The organism is Microbacterium pullorum, from assembly GCF_014836535.1.
GTDB lineage: Bacteria > Actinomycetota > Actinomycetes > Actinomycetales > Microbacteriaceae > Microbacterium > Microbacterium pullorum.
Genome location: NZ_JACSQP010000004.1, coordinates 63805 through 84260 on the forward strand (window position 1 = coordinate 63805; position 20456 = coordinate 84260).

24 protein-coding genes are annotated in these 20456 nt (G+C 71.6%); 7 read left to right on the top strand and 17 right to left on the bottom strand.

Going from position 1 to position 20456, the window contains the following annotated elements; translation table 11 throughout:
* Nucleotides 1-100: 100 nt before the first annotated feature.
* The 15 genes from H9651_RS07250 to H9651_RS07320 form a co-directional block, all read right to left on the bottom strand.
* The gene (locus H9651_RS07250) at nt 101-1258 is read right to left on the bottom strand and encodes a flagellar hook protein FlgE (RefSeq protein ID WP_191718636.1); all 1158 of its coding nucleotides are present in this window, start codon (nt 1256-1258) and stop codon (nt 101-103) included.
* A 21-nt stretch (nt 1259-1279) separates the two neighbouring features.
* Nucleotides 1280-1702: a flagellar hook assembly protein FlgD gene (locus H9651_RS07255; RefSeq protein WP_191718637.1), complete on the bottom strand. Its 423-nt coding sequence runs from the start codon at nt 1700-1702 to the stop codon at nt 1280-1282.
* 13 nt (nt 1703-1715) lie between these two features.
* Nucleotides 1716-3197, bottom strand: a complete 1482-nt coding sequence (locus H9651_RS07260; protein WP_191718638.1) for an NlpC/P60 family protein — start codon at nt 3195-3197, stop codon at nt 1716-1718.
* A complete protein-coding gene (locus tag H9651_RS07265) occupies nt 3194-3616 on the bottom strand; it encodes a flagellar export protein FliJ (protein ID WP_191718639.1) in 423 nt (140 codons plus the stop codon). Before H9651_RS07265 ends, H9651_RS07260 begins: the two co-directional genes overlap by 4 nt.
* Nucleotides 3613-4911, bottom strand: coding sequence for a FliI/YscN family ATPase (locus tag H9651_RS07270; protein WP_191718640.1), 1299 nt, complete (start codon nt 4909-4911; stop codon nt 3613-3615). Before H9651_RS07270 ends, H9651_RS07265 begins: the two co-directional genes overlap by 4 nt.
* On the bottom strand, nt 4911-5510 hold the full coding sequence (locus H9651_RS07275; RefSeq protein ID WP_191718641.1) for a FliH/SctL family protein: 600 nt from the start codon (nt 5508-5510) through the stop codon (nt 4911-4913). Before H9651_RS07275 ends, H9651_RS07270 begins: the two co-directional genes overlap by 1 nt.
* On the bottom strand, nt 5500-6504 hold the full coding sequence (fliG, locus tag H9651_RS07280; protein WP_191718642.1) for a flagellar motor switch protein FliG: 1005 nt from the start codon (nt 6502-6504) through the stop codon (nt 5500-5502). The genes H9651_RS07275 and fliG overlap by 11 nt, the downstream gene beginning before the upstream one ends.
* Nucleotides 6501-8123: a flagellar basal-body MS-ring/collar protein FliF gene (gene fliF / locus H9651_RS07285; protein ID WP_191718643.1), complete on the bottom strand. Its 1623-nt coding sequence runs from the start codon at nt 8121-8123 to the stop codon at nt 6501-6503. Before fliF ends, fliG begins: the two co-directional genes overlap by 4 nt.
* Nucleotides 8123-8422: a flagellar hook-basal body complex protein FliE gene (fliE, locus tag H9651_RS07290; protein WP_191718644.1), complete on the bottom strand. Its 300-nt coding sequence runs from the start codon at nt 8420-8422 to the stop codon at nt 8123-8125. The genes fliF and fliE overlap by 1 nt, the downstream gene beginning before the upstream one ends.
* Entirely contained in the window at nt 8422-8814 is a 393-nt protein-coding gene (gene flgC, locus H9651_RS07295) for a flagellar basal body rod protein FlgC (protein WP_191718645.1), read from the bottom strand. Before flgC ends, fliE begins: the two co-directional genes overlap by 1 nt.
* Nucleotides 8811-9152, bottom strand: coding sequence for a flagellar basal body rod protein FlgB (locus H9651_RS07300; protein ID WP_191718646.1), 342 nt, complete (start codon nt 9150-9152; stop codon nt 8811-8813). Before H9651_RS07300 ends, flgC begins: the two co-directional genes overlap by 4 nt.
* Before the next feature lie 99 nt (nt 9153-9251).
* On the bottom strand, nt 9252-9527 hold the full coding sequence (locus tag H9651_RS07305; protein WP_191718647.1) for a hypothetical protein: 276 nt from the start codon (nt 9525-9527) through the stop codon (nt 9252-9254).
* Nucleotides 9524-9919 carry a flagellar export chaperone FliS gene (fliS, locus tag H9651_RS07310; RefSeq protein ID WP_191718648.1) on the bottom strand — a complete coding sequence of 132 codons (396 nt, stop codon included), beginning with the start codon at nt 9917-9919 and terminating at the stop codon, nt 9524-9526. The genes H9651_RS07305 and fliS overlap by 4 nt, the downstream gene beginning before the upstream one ends.
* Nucleotides 9916-11295 carry a flagellar filament capping protein FliD gene (fliD, locus tag H9651_RS07315; protein WP_191718649.1) on the bottom strand — a complete coding sequence of 460 codons (1380 nt, stop codon included), beginning with the start codon at nt 11293-11295 and terminating at the stop codon, nt 9916-9918. The genes fliS and fliD overlap by 4 nt, the downstream gene beginning before the upstream one ends.
* A gap of 82 nt (nt 11296-11377) precedes the next feature.
* Nucleotides 11378-12184: a sigma-70 family RNA polymerase sigma factor gene (locus H9651_RS07320; protein WP_225216507.1), complete on the bottom strand. Its 807-nt coding sequence runs from the start codon at nt 12182-12184 to the stop codon at nt 11378-11380.
* A gap of 233 nt (nt 12185-12417) precedes the next feature.
* Between H9651_RS07320 and flgN the strand changes: the two genes are divergently transcribed.
* From flgN to H9651_RS07340, 4 genes are read left to right on the top strand one after another with little or no spacing between them, the layout of a single operon-like run.
* Nucleotides 12418-12900 (top strand): flagellar export chaperone FlgN, encoded by a 483-nt coding sequence (gene flgN / locus H9651_RS07325; protein ID WP_191718651.1) that lies wholly within the window; start codon nt 12418-12420, stop codon nt 12898-12900.
* Between the two features lie 12 nt (nt 12901-12912).
* A complete protein-coding gene (gene flgK, locus H9651_RS07330; RefSeq protein ID WP_191718652.1) occupies nt 12913-14316 on the top strand; it encodes a flagellar hook-associated protein FlgK in 1404 nt (467 codons plus the stop codon).
* A gap of 14 nt (nt 14317-14330) precedes the next feature.
* On the top strand, nt 14331-15212 hold the full coding sequence (locus H9651_RS07335) for a flagellin N-terminal helical domain-containing protein (RefSeq protein WP_191718653.1): 882 nt from the start codon (nt 14331-14333) through the stop codon (nt 15210-15212).
* Entirely contained in the window at nt 15209-15580 is a 372-nt protein-coding gene (locus H9651_RS07340; RefSeq protein ID WP_191718654.1) for a flagellar assembly protein FliW, read from the top strand. The genes H9651_RS07335 and H9651_RS07340 overlap by 4 nt, the downstream gene beginning before the upstream one ends.
* Before the next feature lie 42 nt (nt 15581-15622).
* Here the strand turns inward: H9651_RS07340 and H9651_RS07345 are convergent, their stop codons facing one another.
* Nucleotides 15623-16687, bottom strand: coding sequence for a sugar-transfer associated ATP-grasp domain-containing protein (locus tag H9651_RS07345; protein ID WP_191718655.1), 1065 nt, complete (start codon nt 16685-16687; stop codon nt 15623-15625).
* A 90-nt stretch (nt 16688-16777) separates the two neighbouring features.
* Nucleotides 16778-17611, bottom strand: coding sequence for a flagellin N-terminal helical domain-containing protein (locus H9651_RS07350; RefSeq protein WP_225216508.1), 834 nt, complete (start codon nt 17609-17611; stop codon nt 16778-16780).
* A 156-nt stretch (nt 17612-17767) separates the two neighbouring features.
* Here H9651_RS07350 and H9651_RS07355 point away from each other — a divergent pair, with 156 nt between their 5' ends.
* The 3 genes from H9651_RS07355 to H9651_RS07365 are packed head-to-tail and all read left to right on the top strand — an operon-like array spanning nt 17768 to nt 20438.
* The gene (locus H9651_RS07355; RefSeq protein WP_191718656.1) at nt 17768-18754 is read left to right on the top strand and encodes a metal ABC transporter solute-binding protein, Zn/Mn family; all 987 of its coding nucleotides are present in this window, start codon (nt 17768-17770) and stop codon (nt 18752-18754) included.
* Entirely contained in the window at nt 18751-19572 is an 822-nt protein-coding gene (locus H9651_RS07360) for a metal ABC transporter ATP-binding protein (protein ID WP_191718657.1), read from the top strand. Before H9651_RS07355 ends, H9651_RS07360 begins: the two co-directional genes overlap by 4 nt.
* The gene (locus H9651_RS07365) at nt 19569-20438 is read left to right on the top strand and encodes a metal ABC transporter permease (protein ID WP_191718658.1); all 870 of its coding nucleotides are present in this window, start codon (nt 19569-19571) and stop codon (nt 20436-20438) included. Before H9651_RS07360 ends, H9651_RS07365 begins: the two co-directional genes overlap by 4 nt.
* Nucleotides 20439-20456: the final 18 nt, after the last annotated feature.

Genomic DNA, 20456 nt, shown 5'->3' on the forward strand with positions numbered 1-20456 from the left:
CCCACGCGGACGCGGCACCCGTCGGTCGTGCCTGGCTCTGAGTACGACTGTCGGCCGACGGCGCGCATCGGTAAGGGGCGCGCCGTCGGCCGGACCGGCGTCAGCGCTTGAGGTTCGTCAGCTCCTGCAGCACCTCGTCGCTCGTGGTGATGATGCGGGCGTTGGCCTGGAAGCCGCGCTGGGCGACGATGAGGTTGGTGAACTCCTGCGAGAGGTCGACGTTCGACATCTCCAGTGCTCCGCTGACGAGCGAGCCCATGCCGTCGGCGCCGGCGGCGCCCACGGCGGCCTCACCGGAGTTCGCGCCGGCGCGGTACTGCGACGCGCCGGCCTTCTCGAGCCCTTCGGGGTTGTCGAACGATGCCAGCGCCACCTGGGCGAGCACCTGCGAGGCGCCGTTGCTGAACGCGCCGATGAGGCTGCCATCGCCCGAGATCGTGTACGACACGAGGCTCCCCGGGGCGCGACCGTTCTGCTCGCCGATCGCGATGGTGCGCAGGTCCGCGAAGCCGGTGACAGCCGAGAGGTCGACGGTGATGCCGCCCGAGACGAGGGATGCCGCACCGGGCAGCTTGCCGTCGGTGAACGCCAGCGCCGTCGTGGTGGTGCCGTCGGTGACGTCCCATCCGGCGGTGGTGCGGGTGAAGGTGAGGGCCAGCTGGCTGGCCGTGCCGACCGCGTCGTACACGGTGATGTCGCGCACGAGGGACTCGCCCACGGCGGCATCCGACGGCAGGTTGCCCTTGACGCTCGCGGCGCTGGTGGCCTGCGCGGGAGCGGTGGCGGCGATGGGCAGGGAGATGTCGGAGGTGGGACCGCCGGCGGCGATCTGACCGTCGACCGCCGTCCACCCCTGCACGAGGGAGCCGTCGCTGGTGACCATGCGCCCGGCCGCGTCGAACGAGAACGCGCCGTTGCGGGTGTAGAGGTTCTCGGCGCCGTTGCGCACGACGAAGAACCCGTCACCGGCGATCATGAGGTCGGTGGGCACGCCGGTGGCCTGCGGGGAGCCGGCGGTGAAGTTGGTGCGGATGCCGGCGACCTGCACGCCCAGACCCACCTGGGCCGGGTTCGTGCCACCGGCACCGTCCTGGGCGGCGCGGGAGTTCTGCACGATCTGCGACAGGGTGTCCTGGAACTGCACGGAGCCGGCCTTGAAGCCGATCGTGTTGACGTTGGCGATGTTGTTGCCCGTCACGTCGAGCATGGTCTGGTGGGAGCGGAGGCCGGAGATGCCGGCATAGAGCGAACGGAGCATGAGAAGCCCTTCTGGTGCGGGTCAGGAAGCGGGGGGAGAGGTGACGCCGGAGATGGCGTCGAGGGCGACGGTCTTGTCGCCGATGGTGACGGTGGGCACGCCCTGTTCGAACGACACCTTCGAGACGAGTCCCGACTGGGTGGTGCCGTCGACGTCGACGTAGGAGGCGTGCTGGCCGACGAGCGCGGCGGCGGCCTGGCGCATGCTGAGCGCGAAGTTCTCGCTGAACGTGTCGGTGAGTGCGGTGAGCTGCTCCATCATCGCGAGCTGCGTGGTCTGCGCCATCATGTCGTTGGTGTCCATGGGCGAGCTCGGGTCCTGGTTCTTCATCTGGGCGACCAGGAGGCTCAGGAACACCTCGGCATCCATCGTCTGCTTCGGTGGGGACGCGGCGAGGGCCTGCGGCGCGGAGCCGGCGGCCGAGACGGAATCGACGGGGGGCATGGTGCTCCTTCGGTCAGGCGAACAGGTCGATGCCCGAGCCGACGGCGGCGGGGGCGGGTGCGGGGACGGGGGAGGGGGTGTCGGGCGCGGCGTCGCGGTCGCCGCGGGAGGTGGCGCCGGAGCTCCCCGCACCGGACTGGCCGGACGAGGTGGAGCCGGCGGCCGACCCGAAGCCGCCCGCCCACGCTGCGCCCGACGGGTTCTGGTTCTGGTGCTGCCCGTTGCCGGTGGCCGACGTGTCGCCGGCGGCGAGCACCACCGACGAGCTCGCGGCGAGTCCGGCGAGGTCGCGGCGCAGATCCACCAGCAGCGAGCGCAGGGCTTCGCGACCGGTCTCGGTGGGGGCGGCGAGCTCGATGACGATGGATGACCCGGTGATCTGCGCCTTCACCGTGACCGGGCCGAGGTTGTCCGGCGACACCGTGAGGGTGAGGGTGTGCTCCCCCTCGCCGGCGCCGGCCAGCGACAGCACGGGCGGCGTCACCTGCTGCGCGAACGGGGTGCGGTTGGCCGGGGCGGCCGCGGCCGGCGGCGGGGCGGCAGCGACCGGCTCGGCGGCCGCGGGCGCCGCCGATGCCACGCTTGCCGCAGCCACGGCCGCGGCGGCGTCTGCGGCGCTGCGCTCGGTGCCGGGCGCGGGCATCGCCCGCGCGGCGGAGGACATCAGCGTGGCGCCTGAGGTCGCGGCTGCGGCTGCGGCGACCAGCGGGGTGGCGACCGGGGTGGCGGACGTGGCGACGGCCGGGTCGGCGGCCGGCGGCGGGCCGGCGGCCGCGGCCAGGCCGGCGGCCGCGGCAGGGGAGCCCGCGGGGGTCACGGCGGCGAACATCGACGCGACGCGCGCTCCGGCGGACGCGGCGGCGGAGGCGGGCGAGAGGGACGCCATCAGGGGCGCGGCGGCCGCGGCGAACACGGACGCCGCGTTGACGGCGGGGGTCGCCGCGGCGGCGATCTCGGCACGGGACGGCACGACGCGCCGGATCGTCTGGATGTCGGCGTCGGTGAGGTAGTTGTTGCGCAGCTCGACGTTCTTGCCCGGGCTGGGGGCGTGGATGATCTTGCCGTCGCCGGCATAGATCACGATGTGCTTCTCGCCGTTGGTGACCAGCAGATCGCCCGGGCGCGCCTCGGCGAGGGAGCCCACCTCGACGCCGATGTCGGCCTGATCCTGCACGACGCGGGGCGCGTCGATGCCGAGGTCGGCGAGCACGCGCTGCACGAGGCCCGAGCAGTCCATGCCGCTGGCATCCTCGCCGCCGAAGACGTAGGGGACGCCCAGGTAGTTCTTCGCCCGCGCGACGACGTCCTCGCCGCTGACCGTGCCGCCCGCCGGCACCGCGGCGCCGATGACGTCCTGCACAGCGGTGGCGAACGCACCGGCGCTCGTGCTCGTGGTCGCGCCGGCGGCGGCGTTCGCCGTGACCGGCTCGGGCGCGAGCGTGCGGATGCGGCTCTGGATCTCATCCACGCGCGCGAGGACGTTGACGATGCTCACGATGCCTCCTCGGTGCGGGATCTGACCCCGATCTCGTCCAGTTCGATCTGTTCCACGTGGAGCTCGCGTGCGAGTTCCCGGCGGGCGTGGGCCTCGGCGAGCAGGGCGAGTCCCCGCTCGTCGATGCGGGTGGCGGTGTGCTGCTCGCGCGCCTCCGCCACGGCCGCCTCCTGCATCTCCGCGAGGGTGCGCAGGTCCGCCAGCATGCTGCGCGAGGCCACGCGGCTGGCCGCGAGGGCCGCGAGCGCGCGCACGTCCACGGCCTCGTCGACCGAGGTCGACAGTGCCGCCCGCAGCTGCCGCTCGCGGGCCTCGGTGCGCACGTGCTCCATCGAAGCGCGGGACAGATGCTCGGCGGCGGCACGCTCTTGGATGCTGCGCACGCGCAGCAGCCCGGCCAGGCGGAAGGGGCGGCTCATGAGAGGTCTCCGAAGTCCATGACGAGGGCGCGCAGCCGCTGCCACGAACTCTCCGCGGGGGCGTGTTCGTCCAACGACTGTGTGAGGAACTGCTCGATCGTGCGCTCGTGGGTGAGTGCGGCATCCACGCGCAGGTCGGCGCCGGCCCGATACGCACCGATGCCGATGAGGTCGTGCGCCCCCTGCCGTGCCGACAGCACCGTGCGCAGCGCCGTGGCGAGCTGCTGCTGCTCGCCGGTGGCGACCTTGCCGGCCAGGCGTGACACCGAGGCGAGCACGTCGATGGCCGGGTGGTGCCCGGTGAGGGCGAGGGAGCGGTCCAGCACGATGTGGCCGTCGAGGATGGAGCGCACGGTGTCGGCGACGGGCTCGTTGTGGTCGTCGCCGTCGACGAGCACGGTGTACACCCCGGTGATGGAACCCTGCCGGTCGTTGCCGGCGCGCTCCAGCAGGTTCGCCAGCACGGGGAACGTCGACGGCGGATACCCGCGTGTGGCCGGCGGCTCGCCCGCCGCCAGCCCGATCTCGCGCTGGGCCATCGCGACGCGGGTCAGGGAGTCCATCATCAGCATCACGTGCCCGCCGCCGTCGCGGAACGCCTCGGCGATGCGGGTGGCGGTGAAGGCGGCCCGCAGTCGCGCCATCGCCGGTTCGTCCGAGGTGGAGACCACGACGACCGAGCGCGCGAGACCCTCGGGACCGAGGTCGTCCTCGATGAACTCCCGCACCTCCCTGCCGCGCTCGCCGACGAGGGCGATGACGTTGAGGTCGGCGGCGGAGCCGCGGGCGATCATCGACAGCAGCGATGACTTGCCGACCCCGGATCCGGCGAACAGACCCATGCGCTGACCGCGGCCGATGGGCGTGAGGGTGTCGATCGCACGCACCCCCGACGAGAGCGGGACGTCGATGCGGGCGCGTTCCATCACCGGCGGTGTGTCGTGGCCGAGCGACACCCGGGTCGCCTCGATGGGGCCGCGGTCGTCGATCGGGCGGCCGAGGCCGTCGATGACGCGACCGAGCACCCCCGGGCCCACCGGCACGCTCAGCCCGCCCGAGAGCGGGGTGACACGGTCGCCGACACGCAGCCCGGTCGTCGCCGACAGGGGCATGCAGCGCAGCGCGCCGCGCTCGGCGGCGACGACTTCGGCATCCACCCGTCCGCCGATCGTGATGAGGTCGCCCACGGCCGCGCCGATGCCGCGCACCTCGACACCCAGCCCGAAGATGCGCGACACGCTGCCGGAGCGCTCCGGACGGGCGGCGTCGAGCACGGCGGCGGGCCAGGCGATCATCAGCCCACCTCCGCCAGCGCCGCCCGCGCACGGCGGAGCGCGGCGTCGACCCGCAGGTCGACTTCGCCGTCGGGCACCCGCACCACGGCGTCACCGGGGGTCAGCTCGCTCGACGACTCGAACGGGATGGCTCCGGGGCGCTCGCCGAGGCCGTCGAGGGTGGCGAGATCGGGTTCGCTGAGCACGATGACGGCGTCGGTGCTGTCGACGGCGCGCTCCGCCCGCGCGTGCGCGGTGAGCGCCGCACGCACCGGGTCGGCCAGGTCGCGCTCGAGGATCGTCTCGGCGAGCTCGACGGCGAGGGCGAGCACCCGCTCCTCGGCGATCTGCGCCAGCGCCCCGGTGCGTTCGGCCAGCGCCGTCACCGCACGGTCGAGCACATCCAGCGCAGCCGTCGTCGCGGCGACCGCGTCGGCTGCGGCGATGCGGCGCTGCTGCGCCACCCGCTCGGCCTCGCGCTCGGCCTCTTCGCGGGCGAGCCGCATGCCCTCGGCGTACCCCATGGCGTGACCGCGACGCGAGGCGCGCTCGCGCTCGGCATCGTCGGCGGGGCCGGACAGGCGCGGGATCTCGATGCGGGTGAAGACGTCAAGAGACATACTCCTCCTCGTCTCCCCGCTGCACGCGGATGTCGCCGACGGCTTCGAGCGCGCGGATGATGCGGACGATCTCGGCCCTGGCTTCCTCCACCTGGGAGATGCGCACCGCGCCGATGGCCTGCGACTCCTCGTCGAGGGTGTCGCGGTTGCGCTCGGACATGTTGCGGCGGATGACCGACGCCACGGCGGGCGGCGCGCCCTTGAGAGCGAGTGCCAGGATGCGGATCTCGATGCCGCGCAGCACCCGCTGCGCATCCCGGTCCTCCAGCACCACGAGGTCGGCGAACGTGAACATGCGCGAGCGGATGTCTTCGGCCAGCACACTGTCACGCGCCTCGAGGTTCGCCAGCAGCGCCTTCTCGACCGTGGCATCCGAGCGGTTGATGATGTCCACCAGCGGCTGCACGCCGCCGAGCGTCTCGGGGGCGTCGCGGGTCGCGAACGCGCCGGAGCGGGCACGCAGGGTCTCGGCGACGATCGCCACGGCATCCTGCGAGGCCGTCCCCATCGTGGCGATCGCGTGGGCGACGTCGGTGCGCACCGGGTCGGACAGCTCCGCCAGCACCGCCGCGGCGCGTTCGACGGGCAGGTGCGCCACGACGAGCGCGATGGTCTGCGGCAGCTCGCCGTCGACGACGCTGGCGATCTGGGCGGGCTCGACGGAGAGGAGGAAGTCGAATGACGATCCGGTCATCGCCGACGAGACCTTGGTGAGCACGCCCGCGGCCCGCTCGGTGCCGAACGACGCTTCGAGCAGCCCGGCCGCGATGTCACGCCCGCCGCGCGCCGGGGGCAGGTGGCCCTGCAGGATGCGGTGGAAGTCCGACAGCGCGCGGGTCGTGGTCTCGGCGTCGAGGTGCCGCAGCCGGATGATCTCGGCCGCGATCCCTTCGGCGTCCTCTTCACTGAGGTGCTTCATCACCTCGACCGCGAGGGTGCGATCGAGGTTCATCATGACCACCGCGGCGGTCTGCGTGCCGGTGAGGGTGCTCATGCGTCCTGGCTCTCCCGGATGAGACCGCGCAGCAGATCAGCGGTGCGGCTGGGATCGCGGCGGGCGAACTCGGCGAGCTCGGCGCGGCGACGGTCGAGCGTGACCTGGGCCGGTTCCGGCTCGGGGTCGGGCTCGAAGTTCTCCAGCGGCAGCGCGATGGTCGGTGCCTGCCCGAGCTGCGCCGCGGCGCCGCCCTGCACGAGCGCCGCGAACGGGTCGGCTGCGGCATCCACCTGCACGAGATCCACCGCGGGCGCGGCCGCTGCGGCCGCCGCGCGACGGCGCATGACGACGATGCCGGCGACGGTCGCGAGGATCAGCACGAGCGCGACGCCACCGGCCATGAGCGCCGTGCGGAACAGCTCGGCCTGGCGGTCGGCGGCATCGGCCTCGCGCGCGGCATCCAAGGCGGCCTGGGCCGCGGTGGCACCGGCATCGCTGAAGGTGACCAGCTCGACGGTCACGGCGTCGCCGCGCTGACGGTCGATGCCTGCGGCCGAGGCGACGAGCGCTTCGAGCTGGTCGACGTCGAGGGCCTCGGCCGCCGTGCGGTCGACGGCGACGGCGATCGCCTGCCGGGACAGGGCGCCGGCGGGGGTGGAGGTGCTCTCGACGGTCTTGTTGATGACGTTGTTGCGGGTGGTGTCGGTGGACTCGTAGGTGCCGTTGCCGCCGGCCACGCCCGCGTCGATCTCGGCGCCGAGCACCCCGGTGCCGGCGCCCGGCCCGGTGTAGGTCTCGGTGCTGGACTGCTCGCTCGTGGTCGACTCGCCCTCGATGGGCGTGTAGGTCTCGTCGATGCGCTCGCTGGTGGCCTGCTGCATCTCGGCGGCGACGGTGACCGTCGACATGCCCGCACCCACGACGGTGTCGAGCATCTGCTGCACACTGGCGGCGATGCGCGCCTCGTAGGCACCGGCCTGCTGGTCGACGCCGCCGGTCGATCCGGTGCCGACGGCGGAGAGGGTCTGTCCGGCCTGGTCGACGACCGCGACGTTCTCGGGCTTCATGCCACTGACGGCGGCCGAGGTCAGGTGGACGATGGCCTCGACCTGCGCGCTGGAGAGGGTGGAGCGGTTGTCGGTCTCGATGAACACCGACGCGGTGGGCTCCAGCTTCTCGGAGACGAACACGCTCTCCTCGGGGATCGCCAGCTGCACCGATGCCGTCGTGACGCCTTCCAGTGCGCCGATGGTGCGGGCGAGTTTGCCCTCGATGGCGCGCTTGTAGGTGACCGACTGCTGGAACTCCGAGCTGGTGACTCCCATGGTGTCCAGCAGCGTGTACCCGTCGGAGCCGGAGCCGGGGAGCCCCGCGACGGCGGCCGCGAGGCGCTGCTCGTAGACGTCGCCTTCGGGTACGAGCACCGTCGAACCGCCGTCGGTGAGTTCGTACCCCACCGACGAGGCCTTCAGCTGCTCGACGATGGCGCTGGCGTCCTGCGCGCTCAGCCCGCTGAACAGGGGGGTGAGGGTGGGGCGGGCGAGCCAGGTCACGATGGCGAACAGGCCCATCACGAGCACGGCGATGCCGATGATCGCGATCGTCCGCTGCGCGAGCGTGAACGACGCCACCGCCCGCTGCAGGCGGGCGAAGACGGAGGAGACGGCAGCGGGCATCAGGCCTGCATCCGCATGATCTCATTGAACGCGTCCACGCCCTTGTTGCGCACGGCGGCGACGAGTTCGAGCGTCACCGATGCGCGCGTGGACGCGATCATCGCGGAGTGGATGTCGTCGAGGTCGCCCGTGACGGCGGCGACGGCCAGCTCGTTCGAGGTCGACTGCAGGGAGCGCAGCTCGTCGACGGCGCCCGTGATGCTCTGCGCGAACGTGGCGTCGTCGCCTGCGGCGCGGGTGGGCGCCGTGGGCATGGTGACCGAGGGCGAGATCGCGTCGATCGCGGAGATCGGGGGCATCAGTTACGTCCGATCTGGAGGGCCGCCTCGTAGGCGGTCTTGGCGCGGTCGACCACGGCGGCGTTGGCCTGGTAGCCGCGCTGGGCCATGATCAGATGCCCCATCTGCTCCCCGAGATCGATGTCGGGGTAGCGGACGTAGCCTTCGGCGTCGGCCAGGGGGTGGGTGGGCTCATAGACGAGTCGCCCCTCGGGGTCGCCGAACTGCGCGCCGGCCACCCGCACGCCCCCGGCGGCGTCGTCGGACTGCACGGCGACGTAGCGCTGCTGGAACGCGGCGTCGTCGGTGGAGGTCGCGGTGTTGATGTTGGCGATGTTGTCGCTGAGCGCGTCGAGCCAGGTGCGGTGCGCGGTCAGGCCGGATCCGGCGATGCCGATGGCGTCGAAGGTCATGATGTCCTCAGTGCCGTCTGAACGGACTTGAACGACCCGCCGACCGCCTGGGAGGCGAACTGGAAGCGCAGGACCGTGTCGATGTTCGACAGCGTCTCGGTGTCGAGGTTGACGTTGTTGCCGTTGAGGCGGGTGGGTGCGAGGGACTCGGTGACGGTGGCGGCGACGGCGCCGTCACCGCGCTCGACGGAGGCGGCCAGGGCGTCTTCGAACGCGACGACCTTCGCGTGGTAGCCGGACGTGTTGACGTTGGCGATGTTGTCCGCGATGGCGCGCTGACGCTGGGAGAGTCCGTTGAGCGCGCTGGTGAGCGCAACGGTGGTCACTGATTCGAGCACGAAAGCCGTTCCCGTCGACGGTTGCCGTGGCCGATCCGTGGCCGAAGGAGATGAGCGATCCGTGCTCAGGGAGATCTATCGGCCGCGGCGCGCGGCGCGTTAGCCGTCGAGGTCGAGATACGCGGCGGTGTCCGTGCGCCGCGCGGGCACGAGCCCCACAGCGTCGAGGTGTGCGCGGGTGGCGATCAACTCCACCTGCAGGCGCGCCATGCGCTGCTGCTGGCGCGCCACGATGAGGCGCGCACGATCGACCAGGTGCTCCGGCAGGGGGGTGTCGATGATGACCGGCTCCCACGGCTCCGAGGCCTCCGAGGTGCTCTCGAGGTCGCGCTCGAAGCGTTCGAGCAGGTCGAGCCAGGTGGCCAGGTCGCTCATGCGCGCCGCGCCGCGGGTGTCGATGCTGCCGATGCCGCTTCGTGCCAGGCGTCGCGCAGCGGCGCGATCAGCTCACGGCATTCCCGCGTGCGCCCGGCATCGCGCCCGATGTTGGCCCCGACGAGCGTGCGGGTGAGGTAGGAGTACACCGACTGCAGTTCGCCGCTGCCCGACCAGTCGGGCGACAGCGACCCCGCCAGTGCGGCGATGATGCTCTGGGCGTGCTGCAGCTCGCTGTTCGCCGTCTCCCAGTCGCCGGCCCGCTGGGCGTTCTCGCCGCGATCGACATCGAGCAGCAGCCGGTCGTAGAGCATGGTGACCAGGCGCTCGGGGCTCGCCGAGAGCACCGCTTCGTCGCGGTAGCGCTGCTGCGCCCGCATCGCGGCGTTCACTTCGAACTCGACGGGTTGAGGGCGTTGAGCTGCGAGGTCAGGTAGTCGGATTGCGACTGCAGGCGCGAGAGCATGGTCTCGAGTGACGCATAGGTGCGCTCGAGGGTGGAGCGCCGCATCTCCAGGCGCACGTCCCAGCGTTCCAGCTGGTCGGCGATGCGGTTCACCTCGCCCTCCTGGCCGGTGATGCGGGCGGTGACGAGGCCGTCGTACTTGTCGGAGTACTGGTCGGTGGTCTGCTGCACGCGCGCCGCGACCCCGGCGAAGACCGCCTCCACCGATGCCTCGTCGGCCTCGAGCGCGGCGGTGAACTTCTTCTCGTCGAAGCTCAGCACTCCGTAGCGGTCGATCGAGATGCCGATCGTCGAGGGCGAGACCGCGTCGACGGGGTGCTGCACCGCATTGGTCAGCGCCAGCTGCAGTGCGCGCACGGTGCTGTCGCCGGTGAAGACGCCGAGCGTCGTGCTTCCGCCGGCGGTGGTGGGCGCGGTGGCTTTCGATCCGTTCGCGATGCCGGTGAGCACGGCCTTGATCTGCGAGACGAACTCTCCCGCGGCCTTGGCGCGCGCCGCCGGGTCGGCCGACACCGAGACGGTGATCGGTGCGGTGGAGGCCTTCGACACCGTGATGTCCACGCCCGGGAAGAGGTCGGTGAACGTGTTGTCGTCGGAGGTCACGGTCATCTCCGCCGGGGTGCCGGCCCACAGCCGCACCTGCGCGTCTTGGCCCTGCGTGATGACGGCGGCGCCCGGCTCGGCGGCGAGATCGGTCGCCGTGCCGGCGGTGACGGACGCGGCATCGCCGCTGTAGAGGCGGAAGCTGCCCTGGGCGCCGGTCTGCGTCGCGGTGATCTGCAGGCGGAAGAGAGGCTGGCCGTCCGCATCGGTACCGGCCGACACGGCAGAGGCGACGATGCCGGCGCCCGCGTCGGTGAGGGCACGGGCGACATCTGCCGGTGCCGACGATGACGGGGTCACCTCGACGAGTTCGCCTGCCGCGTTCTGGATCGTGAGGACGAGGGGGTCGCCGGTGAAGGCGCCGGTGGTCCGCGTGACGACGGTGTGCGCCGTGGCGGTGCGGTCGACGACGATGTCGCTCGAGACCGCGGCGGATCCCGCGGCCGCGGTGACGGCGAGGGAGGGGTCGGAGCTGCTCGTGCGCACCTGCGCGACGGCGCCGACGCCGGTGGCATCCTTGGCCGAGGTGAACAGGCCCTGCAGCGCCGTGTTGAGCGAGCGCAGCTGCGTGATGATCACCTGCCGGTCGTCGGACTTCGCCTTGAGCAACGTGCGCGGGATCGCCTCGACGTTCATCAGCGCATCGATGATCGCCTTGGTGTCGAGGCCGGAGGCGAGTCCGTCGATTTGGAGACCCATCTGCGCCCTTCCTGTCGTCGTGCGGCTCGGCGGGAGATCCCGAGGTGTCCGGAATCTTCTATCGGCCGATCGGCGCCGGGCGTTAGCTTGCGGCGGCGGTCGCGACGAGCGGGACGCCCTGGCGGGGCGGGGTTGCCGCGGCGATGCGGGAGAAGTACGCCTCCCGCGTCGAGTCGGACACTCGCGAAACGGTGGCGGTGCCGCTGTCGAGGTAGAAGCGCTCGAGTGCGTCGCGCAGCAGGCGCACCGCCTCGGCGCGCTGCTGCGAGACGGCGGAGTGCGAGACGCCGAGCTCTTCGGCGAGATCCTTCACGGGGCGCTCGTCGATGTAGACCGCCTGAACGATCGCGCGCATCCGCTCGGGGAGGGCGGCCACGGCGCGGGCGAGCACCCCGCGTCGTTCCTGCAGGGCGGCCGATTCCGCCGGAAGGGCGATGGCGGCCGGCACATCGAGCACGGCGGTGTCATCGAGGCTCGTCACCGTGCGGGCGGCGTCGTTGAGCGATTCCACGACGGCGTCGCGGGAGAGCCCCAGGGTCGTGGCGATCTCGTCGGCGGTGGCGGTGCGCCCGAGCGCCGCGGTGAGGGTCTCCCGCACCGCGGTGATCTCCTTGATGCGCTTGCGGATGCCACGGCTCGCCCAGTCCATCGAGCGCATCTCGTCGGCGAACGCGCCGAGGATGCGCCGGCGGGCGTACGCTCCGAACGGGACGCCGAGTGTCGGATCGAACGCCTCCGCCGCCGTCACGAGGGCGAGGGCACCGGCCGAGGCGAGTTCCTCGCGCGGAACGTGCGTCGCTCTGGCGTGGACGTCGCGGGCGAGGTAGCCCACGAGCGGCAGGTTCTCCTCGATGAGGCGATTGCGCTCCGCGCGGCCCGGAGTGTGCAAGGTAGGTCTTCTCTCTCGATCTGTGCGGCCGTTCGGTGTTCGCAACGGGCGAGGTGCCGCCGAGGCGGGGAATCTCTGAACCACACGGTATGAATATGAGAAACCTCTCATGGAATCGGTCATAACGCTATGTGCAATTCGGCCGATAGAAGAGAGCAGCGGCTGCGGGACGGGTCGCTACTGGGGAAAATCGCCGAAACGGCGCGACATCATCGATCTGGGGAGACAAGAAAATGGGAGCCAACGAGTTATCCATGCAACTGTGGCGAGAGCGCGAACTTCTGGAGTTCCTGCTCTTCAAGCTCGAGGAGCAGCGTCTGCTCCTCGGCGCCGGCAGCATGCGATGGATCCACTACGCAACGCGCGAGGTCGAGCAGGTGCTCGAGCAGCTGCGCACGTCGGGACTGGGGCGCGACGTCGAGGTGGCCGCCGTGGCGGCGGACTGGGGCGTGCCCGAGGCGACGACGCTGTCGCAGCTCATCGCCGCCGCACCGACCGATGCCTGGCGCGAGGTCTTCGCCGAGCACCGCACCGCGTTGACCACCCGCATGTCGGAGGTGGCGCAGCTGAAGGATTCCAGCGAGGCGTACCTGCGCGCTGCGGTGCGCACGGTGGAGGAGACCCTCGCCGGCCTCGCCGCCAGCACGGGCGAGTACACCACGCAGGGTGAGCGGGCACGGGAAGACACCGCCCGTCTCATCGATACGGAGATGTGAGAAAAGGACACGATGTCGACATTCAGCGGATTGGGCGCAGCCTCCAGCGCGCTCGCGGCCGCCCGCCGCGGCATGGATCTCGTGGGGCAGAACATCGCCAACCAGACGACCCAGGGCTACACGCGTCAGCGGCTCGAGACCTCCGCCGTCGGTGCGGTCGCTGCGATGGGTCGATTCAGCGTGGGCGCACAGCCCGGCCAGGGCGTGTCGGTCGACGGGATCTCGCGCCTGGGCGATGCCGTGCTCGACGCGCGCGTGCGCGACACGCTGGCCTCGAGCGGGTACTGGTCGACCAAGGCGAGTGCCGCCGTGGCCGCGGAGGCGGCCCTGGCGGAGCCGACCAAGAACGGCCTCGCCGACCGGCTCTCGGGCTTCTGGTCCGCCTGGCAGGACGTGTCGAACACCCCTGACTCCACCGCGGCGGCGGCGGTGGTGCTCACCGGCGCCGCCACGCTGGTCGCCCAGATCGCCGACGGGTACCGCTCGGTCGCGTCGCAGTGGTCCAGCGCCCGATCCTCGGCCGACAGCATGGTGACGCAGCTCAACTCCGCCGCCGATCAGATCGCCGAGCTCAACGGCGCGATCCGCGTCGCGACGGCATCGGGCGGGGTTCCCAACGACCTGATCGACCGGCGCAACCTGCTCGCGCAGACCGTCTCGCGGCTCTCGGGCGCTGCAGGCACCCTCGAGGCGGACGGCACGATGACGCTGCGCATCGACGGCAACGCCCTCGTCTCGGGTGCGACAGCCCGACACGTCACCATCGCCGGTCCCGCGTCGATCGAAGCCGGCGCGGCGACCACGCTCGCGTGGCAGGGCGGGCCGGCCGTGGCGATGGCCAGCGGCGAGCTCGGCGGTGTGCTGTCGGTGCTCGCACCCGCCGGCGAAGGGGGCGTGCTCGCCGGTCTCGCCGAGTCGCACAACGCCCTGGCATCGGCCCTGGCCGCAGCGGTCAACGCCCAGCACCGTGCCGGTGTCACCGCCTCGGGCGCCGCCGGCGGCGACTTCTTCGCGATCGCGGCCGGCGGTCCCGCCGCGCTGTCGCTCAGTGTCGTCCCGACCGGCCGCGACGGCCTCGCGCTGGCCGCACCCGCCGCCGGTGCCCTCGACAGCAGCAACGCCGACGCCCTCGCCGGCATCGGCGACCGCGCCGACGGTCCCGACGCCCTGTGGGCCGACGTCGTCTCCCGGTTCGCCGTCGCGACGGCGGCCGACATCGGCCGGGCCACCCGGGCCGAGTCCGGCGCGGTGTCGGCCGTGGCCGCGCAGCAGTCGGTCGCCGGCGTCGACAACGATGAGGAGACGCTCAACCTCCTCACCTACCAGACGGCCTACCAGGCGGCCGCTCGTGTGATCACCGCCGTCGACGAAGCGCTCGACATCCTCATCAACCGCACCGGCGTCGTCGGTCGCTGACACTCAGGAGCAGCATGATCTCTCGTGTGACGTCGCAGTCGTTGACGCAGACGGCTCTGCACAACCTGCAGACCGGCCTCACCGACCTCGCGCGCCTGCAGGCGCAGGCCACTTCGCAACGTGCGTTCGCCGCTCCCTCCGACGACCCGGCCGCGGCGTCCGCCGCCGCCGATCTGCACGCCGCGCAGGCGCGCACGACGCAGTACGGACGCAACATCACCGACGGCCTGGCATGGGTGACGACGGTCGACAGCGCGATCTCGGCCTCGACGTCGCTCCTCGGTCGGGTGCGCGACCTGACCCTGCAGGGCGCGAACTCGGGGGCGATGGATGCCACATCGCGCGAAGCCATCGCCGTCGAGCTCGAAGGGCTCGCCAAGGAGCTGCTCGCGCAGGCCAACACGACTCTGCTCGGTCGCTCCGTCTTCGCCGGCACCTCCGACACCGCCGCGTTCGCGGCGGACTACTCGTTCAGCGGCTCGCCCGGCGCCGAGGTGCACCGTCGGCTCTCCGAGGGGCAGACCGTGCGGGTCGATGCCGACGGCGCCGCCGTCTTCGGCGTCGGCGCCGGCTCGGTGTTCGCCGCCGTCGACTCGATCGTGGCCGACCTACGCGCCGGTGTGAACGTCGGTGCGCGCGTCGGTGAGATCGACACCCACCTGAACAACATGCTCGGCGTGCAGGGCTCGGTGGGCGCCCGCCAGGCCACGATCGAGCGGGCGAGGGAGGCCACGCTCGATGCGACGGTCTCGCTCGAAGCCCGCCGCGCCGCCGTCGAGGACGTCGACTCGGTGGAAGTGCTCGTCAAGCTCCGCGCCCAAGAGCTGGTGTACCAGTCCGCACTCGCGGTGACCGGCCGTGTGCTGCAGCCGACCCTGATGGAGTTCCTCTCATGAGTGCTGCCCTGCAGTTCGTCTCGCCGCCCCCCGGGCTCGACCCGCACACGTCGTTCACGCTCGAGCCGGTCTCGGGCTCGGACGGTCTGTTCTCGCTCCGCGCCGTCGAGGACGCCGAGGTGCGACTGTTCCTCGTCGATCCGGGTGGGCTCGTGCCCGATTACGAGCCGGTGCTCTCCGACGTGCAGGCCGCCGAGCTGGGGCTGGAGTCGCCCGACGAGGCGCAGCTGTTCGTCGTCGCGCGGGTGACGGACCACGGCGTCGGGGTCAATCTGCTGGCCCCTGTCGTGATGAATCGGCGCACCGGCGGCGCCGCCCAGGTGATCCTCGAGGGCCAGGACCTGCCGGTGCGGGCGATCCTCGGCTGAGGCCACACGCTCGCAGTCGATGCGCCCCGCACCGGGGTCTGGCTACGCGGCGATCAGCTCGGGCCGGCGCTCCTCCGCGATCGGGCTCACCGATCCCATCGCGGAGACGTAGCGCGACAGGTGGCCGGTGCGGATGCCGGTGGCGGTGGGCTTGTTCTCGTAGACCCCGGCCGCCCAGTTGCCTTCGACGAGCACGGGCCCGTCCGGGCCCACGGCGATGTCCCACCCGACGTACCGCACCTGCGGGACGACGCGGGCGAGACGGTCGACGAAGGCGATGACCTCGTCGAACAGGGGCAGCTGGAAGTCGGCGATGCGGATGCCGCTCTCGGGGTGCGTCTCGTACACCACGCCGCGCGAGTCGTAGCCCGATCCGGTGGCGCGCCCGGCGTCGTCGAGCATCACGTAGAACCCGCCGAACGCGTTCTGGTCGCTCACCGCGCCGCGGCCGAACTTCTGCGCCATCGTGAGGATGTGAGTGGTCTCGCCGTCGAAGAACGCCGTCACGCGGGTCGTGTGCACGGTGCCGGCGCAGAGGGCCGCCAGGTCGTCGTGCTGGCGGATGACCTCTTCGACGAGGATCTCGCCGCGTTCGAGTAGACCGCGGTGGAACGCCGCCCAGTCGCCGATGTCGGCGGCGTGGTAGCGGTGCACGCCCCGGCCCTGGTGGCTGAGCGGCTCTTTGGTGACGATGGTGCCGTGGCTCTGCGTGAAGATGCGCAGGCTCTCGGCGTTGTCGGCGTCGACCACCATCCAGCTGCGGTGCAGGTGCTCGGCGAACGTGTGGTTGAACGCCACCTTGTCGTGGAAGACGTGACGGAAGGCCGGGTCGTCGAAGATGAGCGAGAACTGCGTCGCCACCGGGTTGGTGATGTAGGTGGCGCGTTCGGCCCGGGTGAGGATCGCGAAGTCGTAGTCGATGTAGTCCTGGAAGCCCACGCCGCGAAAGCCCGCCTGCCACAGCATGTCGGCGACGACCGCGGGCGCCCAGCGACCGTGCCGGGCGGCGGCGGCACGCGCGCGCCGCAGCAGCGAGAAGACGTCGACGCGCCGCACCCGCCCCGCGACGTAGCGCAGGCGAGGGGTGAGGTGGGTGAGGGACGACATGTGTGCTCCTGGTGGTGATGTATCGGCGTCCCCCCGGACGAGGAGAAGCCCCGAGCCACTCGGCACGGGGCTCCTCCCTGTCGAGTGGGATCAGCGCAGCAGCTGCAGCACGCCCTGCGTCGACTGGTTCGCCTGCGCGAGCATGGCGGTACCGGCCTGCGACAGGATGTTCGCGGCGGTGTACTTGACCATCTCCGACGCCATGTCGGTGTCGGTGATGCGGCTCTTCGCGGCCGACAGGTTCTCGGCCGAGACGGCGAGGCTGTTGATCGTCGACTCGAAGCGGTTCTGCGCCGCACCGTAGCCGGCACGGGCCGTCGAAACTGCCTTGATCTCGGTGTCGACGGCCGTGATGGTCGCCGCGGCGTTGGTGGCGTTGTCGACAGTCAGCGCGCCGATGGTCGCACCCAGGCCCGAGAAGTCGGTCAGGGTGACCGAGATCTGGTCCTCGGTGGCTGACGCGCCGGCGCCGACCTGGAACGTCAGGGCGGTGGGGTTGCCCGCGCCGCCCATCAGCTTGATGCCGTTGAAGTTCGTGCTGGCCGCGACACGCGTCAGCTCGCTGGCGAGGTCATTGATCTCGGTCTTGATGGCCGCGCGCGAGTCCGCGTTGTTCGAGTCGTTACCGGCCTGCACCGCGAGGTCACGCACACGCTGGAGCAGGGAGTGCACCTCGGTCAGGGCGCCTTCTGCGGTCTGGATGACCGAGATGCCGTCCTGGGCGTTGCGCTGGGCGACGTTGAGGCCGTTGACCTGGGACTTCAGTCCCTCCGAGATCGCGAGGCCTGCGGCGTCGTCCGCCGCACGGTTGATGCGCATGCCGCTCGAGAGCTTCTCCAGCGACTTGGACAGGTCGTTCTGCGTGGCCGACAGGTTGCGGTACGCGTTCAGTGCCGACACGTTGGTGGCGATCTGCATTCCCATGATGTTCCTCCGTGAGTTGGGATGAAGCTGGAGCCCGTCCTGGGCTCCGAAGTCCGTCCGTGGACTTCTGAATGCTGCTATCGGCCGGCCCCGCGGGGGCGTTAGGCGGATGCCACCAAGATGAGAACGGTTATCATTAGCTGGTACAGTGGAGTCATGACCCGCACCACGCTCTCCGCCGCCGCGCTCGCCGCGGCATCCGTGTTCGTCCTGGCCGGCTGCTCCGCCACGACGCCCGAAAACGCCGCAGCCGCCGACGGCGCCGTGCAGGTGGTCGCCTCGACGAGCGTCTACGGGCAGATCGCCGAGGAGATCGGCGGCGATGCCGTGTCGGTCACCTCGATCGTCTCGTCGCTCTCGCAGGACCCGCACTCCTACGAGGCGAGCGCCCGCGACCAGCTGACGGTGCAGCGCGCCGACCTCATCATCGAGAACGGCGGCGGGTACGACGCCTTCCTCGACGGGCTGATCGAGGCGAGCGGGTCGGCGGCGCCGGTGATCACGGCCGCCTCGTTCTCGCACGACTGGCCCGACAACGCCGGGCACGACCACGCCGACGAGACCGAAGAGACCGCAGCGGCGGACGACCACGACCACGCCGACCACGAGCACGTCGAGGGGTTCAACGAGCACGTCTGGTACGACCCCCACACCATGGTCCACCTCGCCGAGGCCATCGCAGCCGACCTGACCGAGCTGCGACCCGACGACGCTGCGCAGTTCGAGGCGAACCTCGCCGACTTCGCCGCCGGCATCGCCGGGCTCGAGTCCGAGCTGACCGCCGTCTCCGACGCGCACGCCGGCGAGGGTGCCTTCGCGACCGAGCCGGTGCCGGTGTACCTCATCGCCGCTGCGGGCCTGGTCGATCGCACGCCGGCCGCCTTCAGCGAAGCCGTGGAAGAGGGGCAGGACGTGGCCCCCGCGACCCTGCTGGAGGCGCTGTCGATCATCGACTCCGGCGAGGTCGCGGTGCTCATCACCAACGCCCAGACCGGCGGGGCCGAGACGACCCAGGCCATCGATGCCGCCGAAGCCGCCGGCGTGCCGGTGGTGGAGTTCACCGAGACGCTGCCCGACGACACGACGTACATTGAGTGGATGCAAGAGAACATCCAGGCGCTCGCCGCGGCGCTGGACTCGTGAGCACCCCCGCAGTCGGCGCCCCACCGCTGCGCATCACCGGTGCGGCCCTGCGCCGTGACGACCGGGAGTTGTGGGCGGGGCTCGACCTCGAGGTGCAGCCCGGCGAGCTGCTGGCCGTGCTCGGCCCCAGCGGGTCGGGCAAGACCACGCTGCTGCGCGCGATCCTCGGCCTCGAGTCGCTGAGCGCCGGCCGCATCGAGGCGCTCGGCCGGCCCGTGCACGGCCGCGGCAACCGCGCGATCGGCTACATCCCGCAGCAGCGCCCGCTGCCGCGCGAGACGGCGCTGCGCGGTCGCGACCTCGTCGCCCTCGGCATCGACGGGCACCGGTTCGGCTTCCCGATCCCGCGCCGCGGCGACCGCGCCCGCACGGAAGCCCTCGTCGACGCGGTCGGCGCCCGTGGATTCGCCGACCGCCCGGTGGGCCTGCTCTCCGGCGGCGAGCAGCAGCGCCTGCGCATCGGCCAGGCACTCGCCGACGACCCGCGGCTGCTGCTGTGCGACGAACCGCTCACGAGCCTCGACCTCGCCAACCAGCAAGACGTCGTCGCCCTCATCGACGGGCACCGCAGGCGCACCGATGCCGCGGTGCTGCTGGTCACCCACGACATCAACCCGGTGCTCGGAGCCGTCGACCGCATCCTCTACATCGCGGGGGGCCGCTTCACCCTCGGCACCCCCGAGGAGGTGCTGACCTCCGCCGTGCTCTCGGGCCTCTACGGCGCCCCCGTCTCGGTGCTGCGGGCGGGCGGGCGACTGGTCGTGGTCGGCGCCCCCGACGCCGAAGAATCCCACCACCACCACGAGGCATCCGCATGAACTGGTCCGACATCGGCGACGCGCTGTTCGGCGGGGTCGCCGACTACGGGGCGATCCTCGCCCTGGTGCAGAACTCCGTCTGGGCGGGCGCGGTGCTCGGCCTCGTCGGCGGCCTGATCGGCGTGTTCGTCATGCAGCGTGACATGGCCTTCGCCGTGCACGGCATCAGCGAGCTGTCGTTCGCCGGGGCCGCCGCGGCGCTGCTGATCGGCGTCGACGTGGTCACCGGCTCCATCGTCGGTTCGCTCGTCGCCGCGGCGATCATCGGCGGGCTCGGCGCCCGCGCCCGCGACCGCAACTCGATCATCGGCGTGCTCATGCCGTTCGGGCTGGGCCTCGGCATCTTGTTCCTCTCCCTCTACGACGGGCGCAGCGCCAACCGCTTCAGCCTGCTCACCGGCCAGATCGTCTCGGTGCAGTCCGGCCAGCTGGGGTGGCTCATCGCCATCGGCGCGTTCGTGATGCTGGGGCTGCTGTTCATCTGGCGCCCGCTGCGGTTCGATTCGCTCGACCCGCAGTCCGCCGCCGCGCGCGGCGTGCCCACGACGGCCGTCTCGCTCGCGTTCATGCTGCTGCTGGGTCTCATCGTCGCCGTCGCGGTGCACATCATCGGTGCGCTGCTGGTGATGGCGCTGCTGGTGACCCCGGCCGCCGCGGCCATGAAGGTCGCGTCGGGCCCGGTGTCGGTTCCGCTGCTGGCCGCGGTGTTCGGGTTGACCTCCGCCGTCGGCGGCATTCTGCTGGCGGTGATGGGCACCCTGCCGGTGAGCCCTTACATCACGACGATCTCGTTCGTCATCTACGTCGTCTGCCGCGTCGTCGGCAGCCGTCGCGGCCGGGTGGTGCGCGCGGCGACAGCCCGATGAGCGTGCGAATCCCTGCTC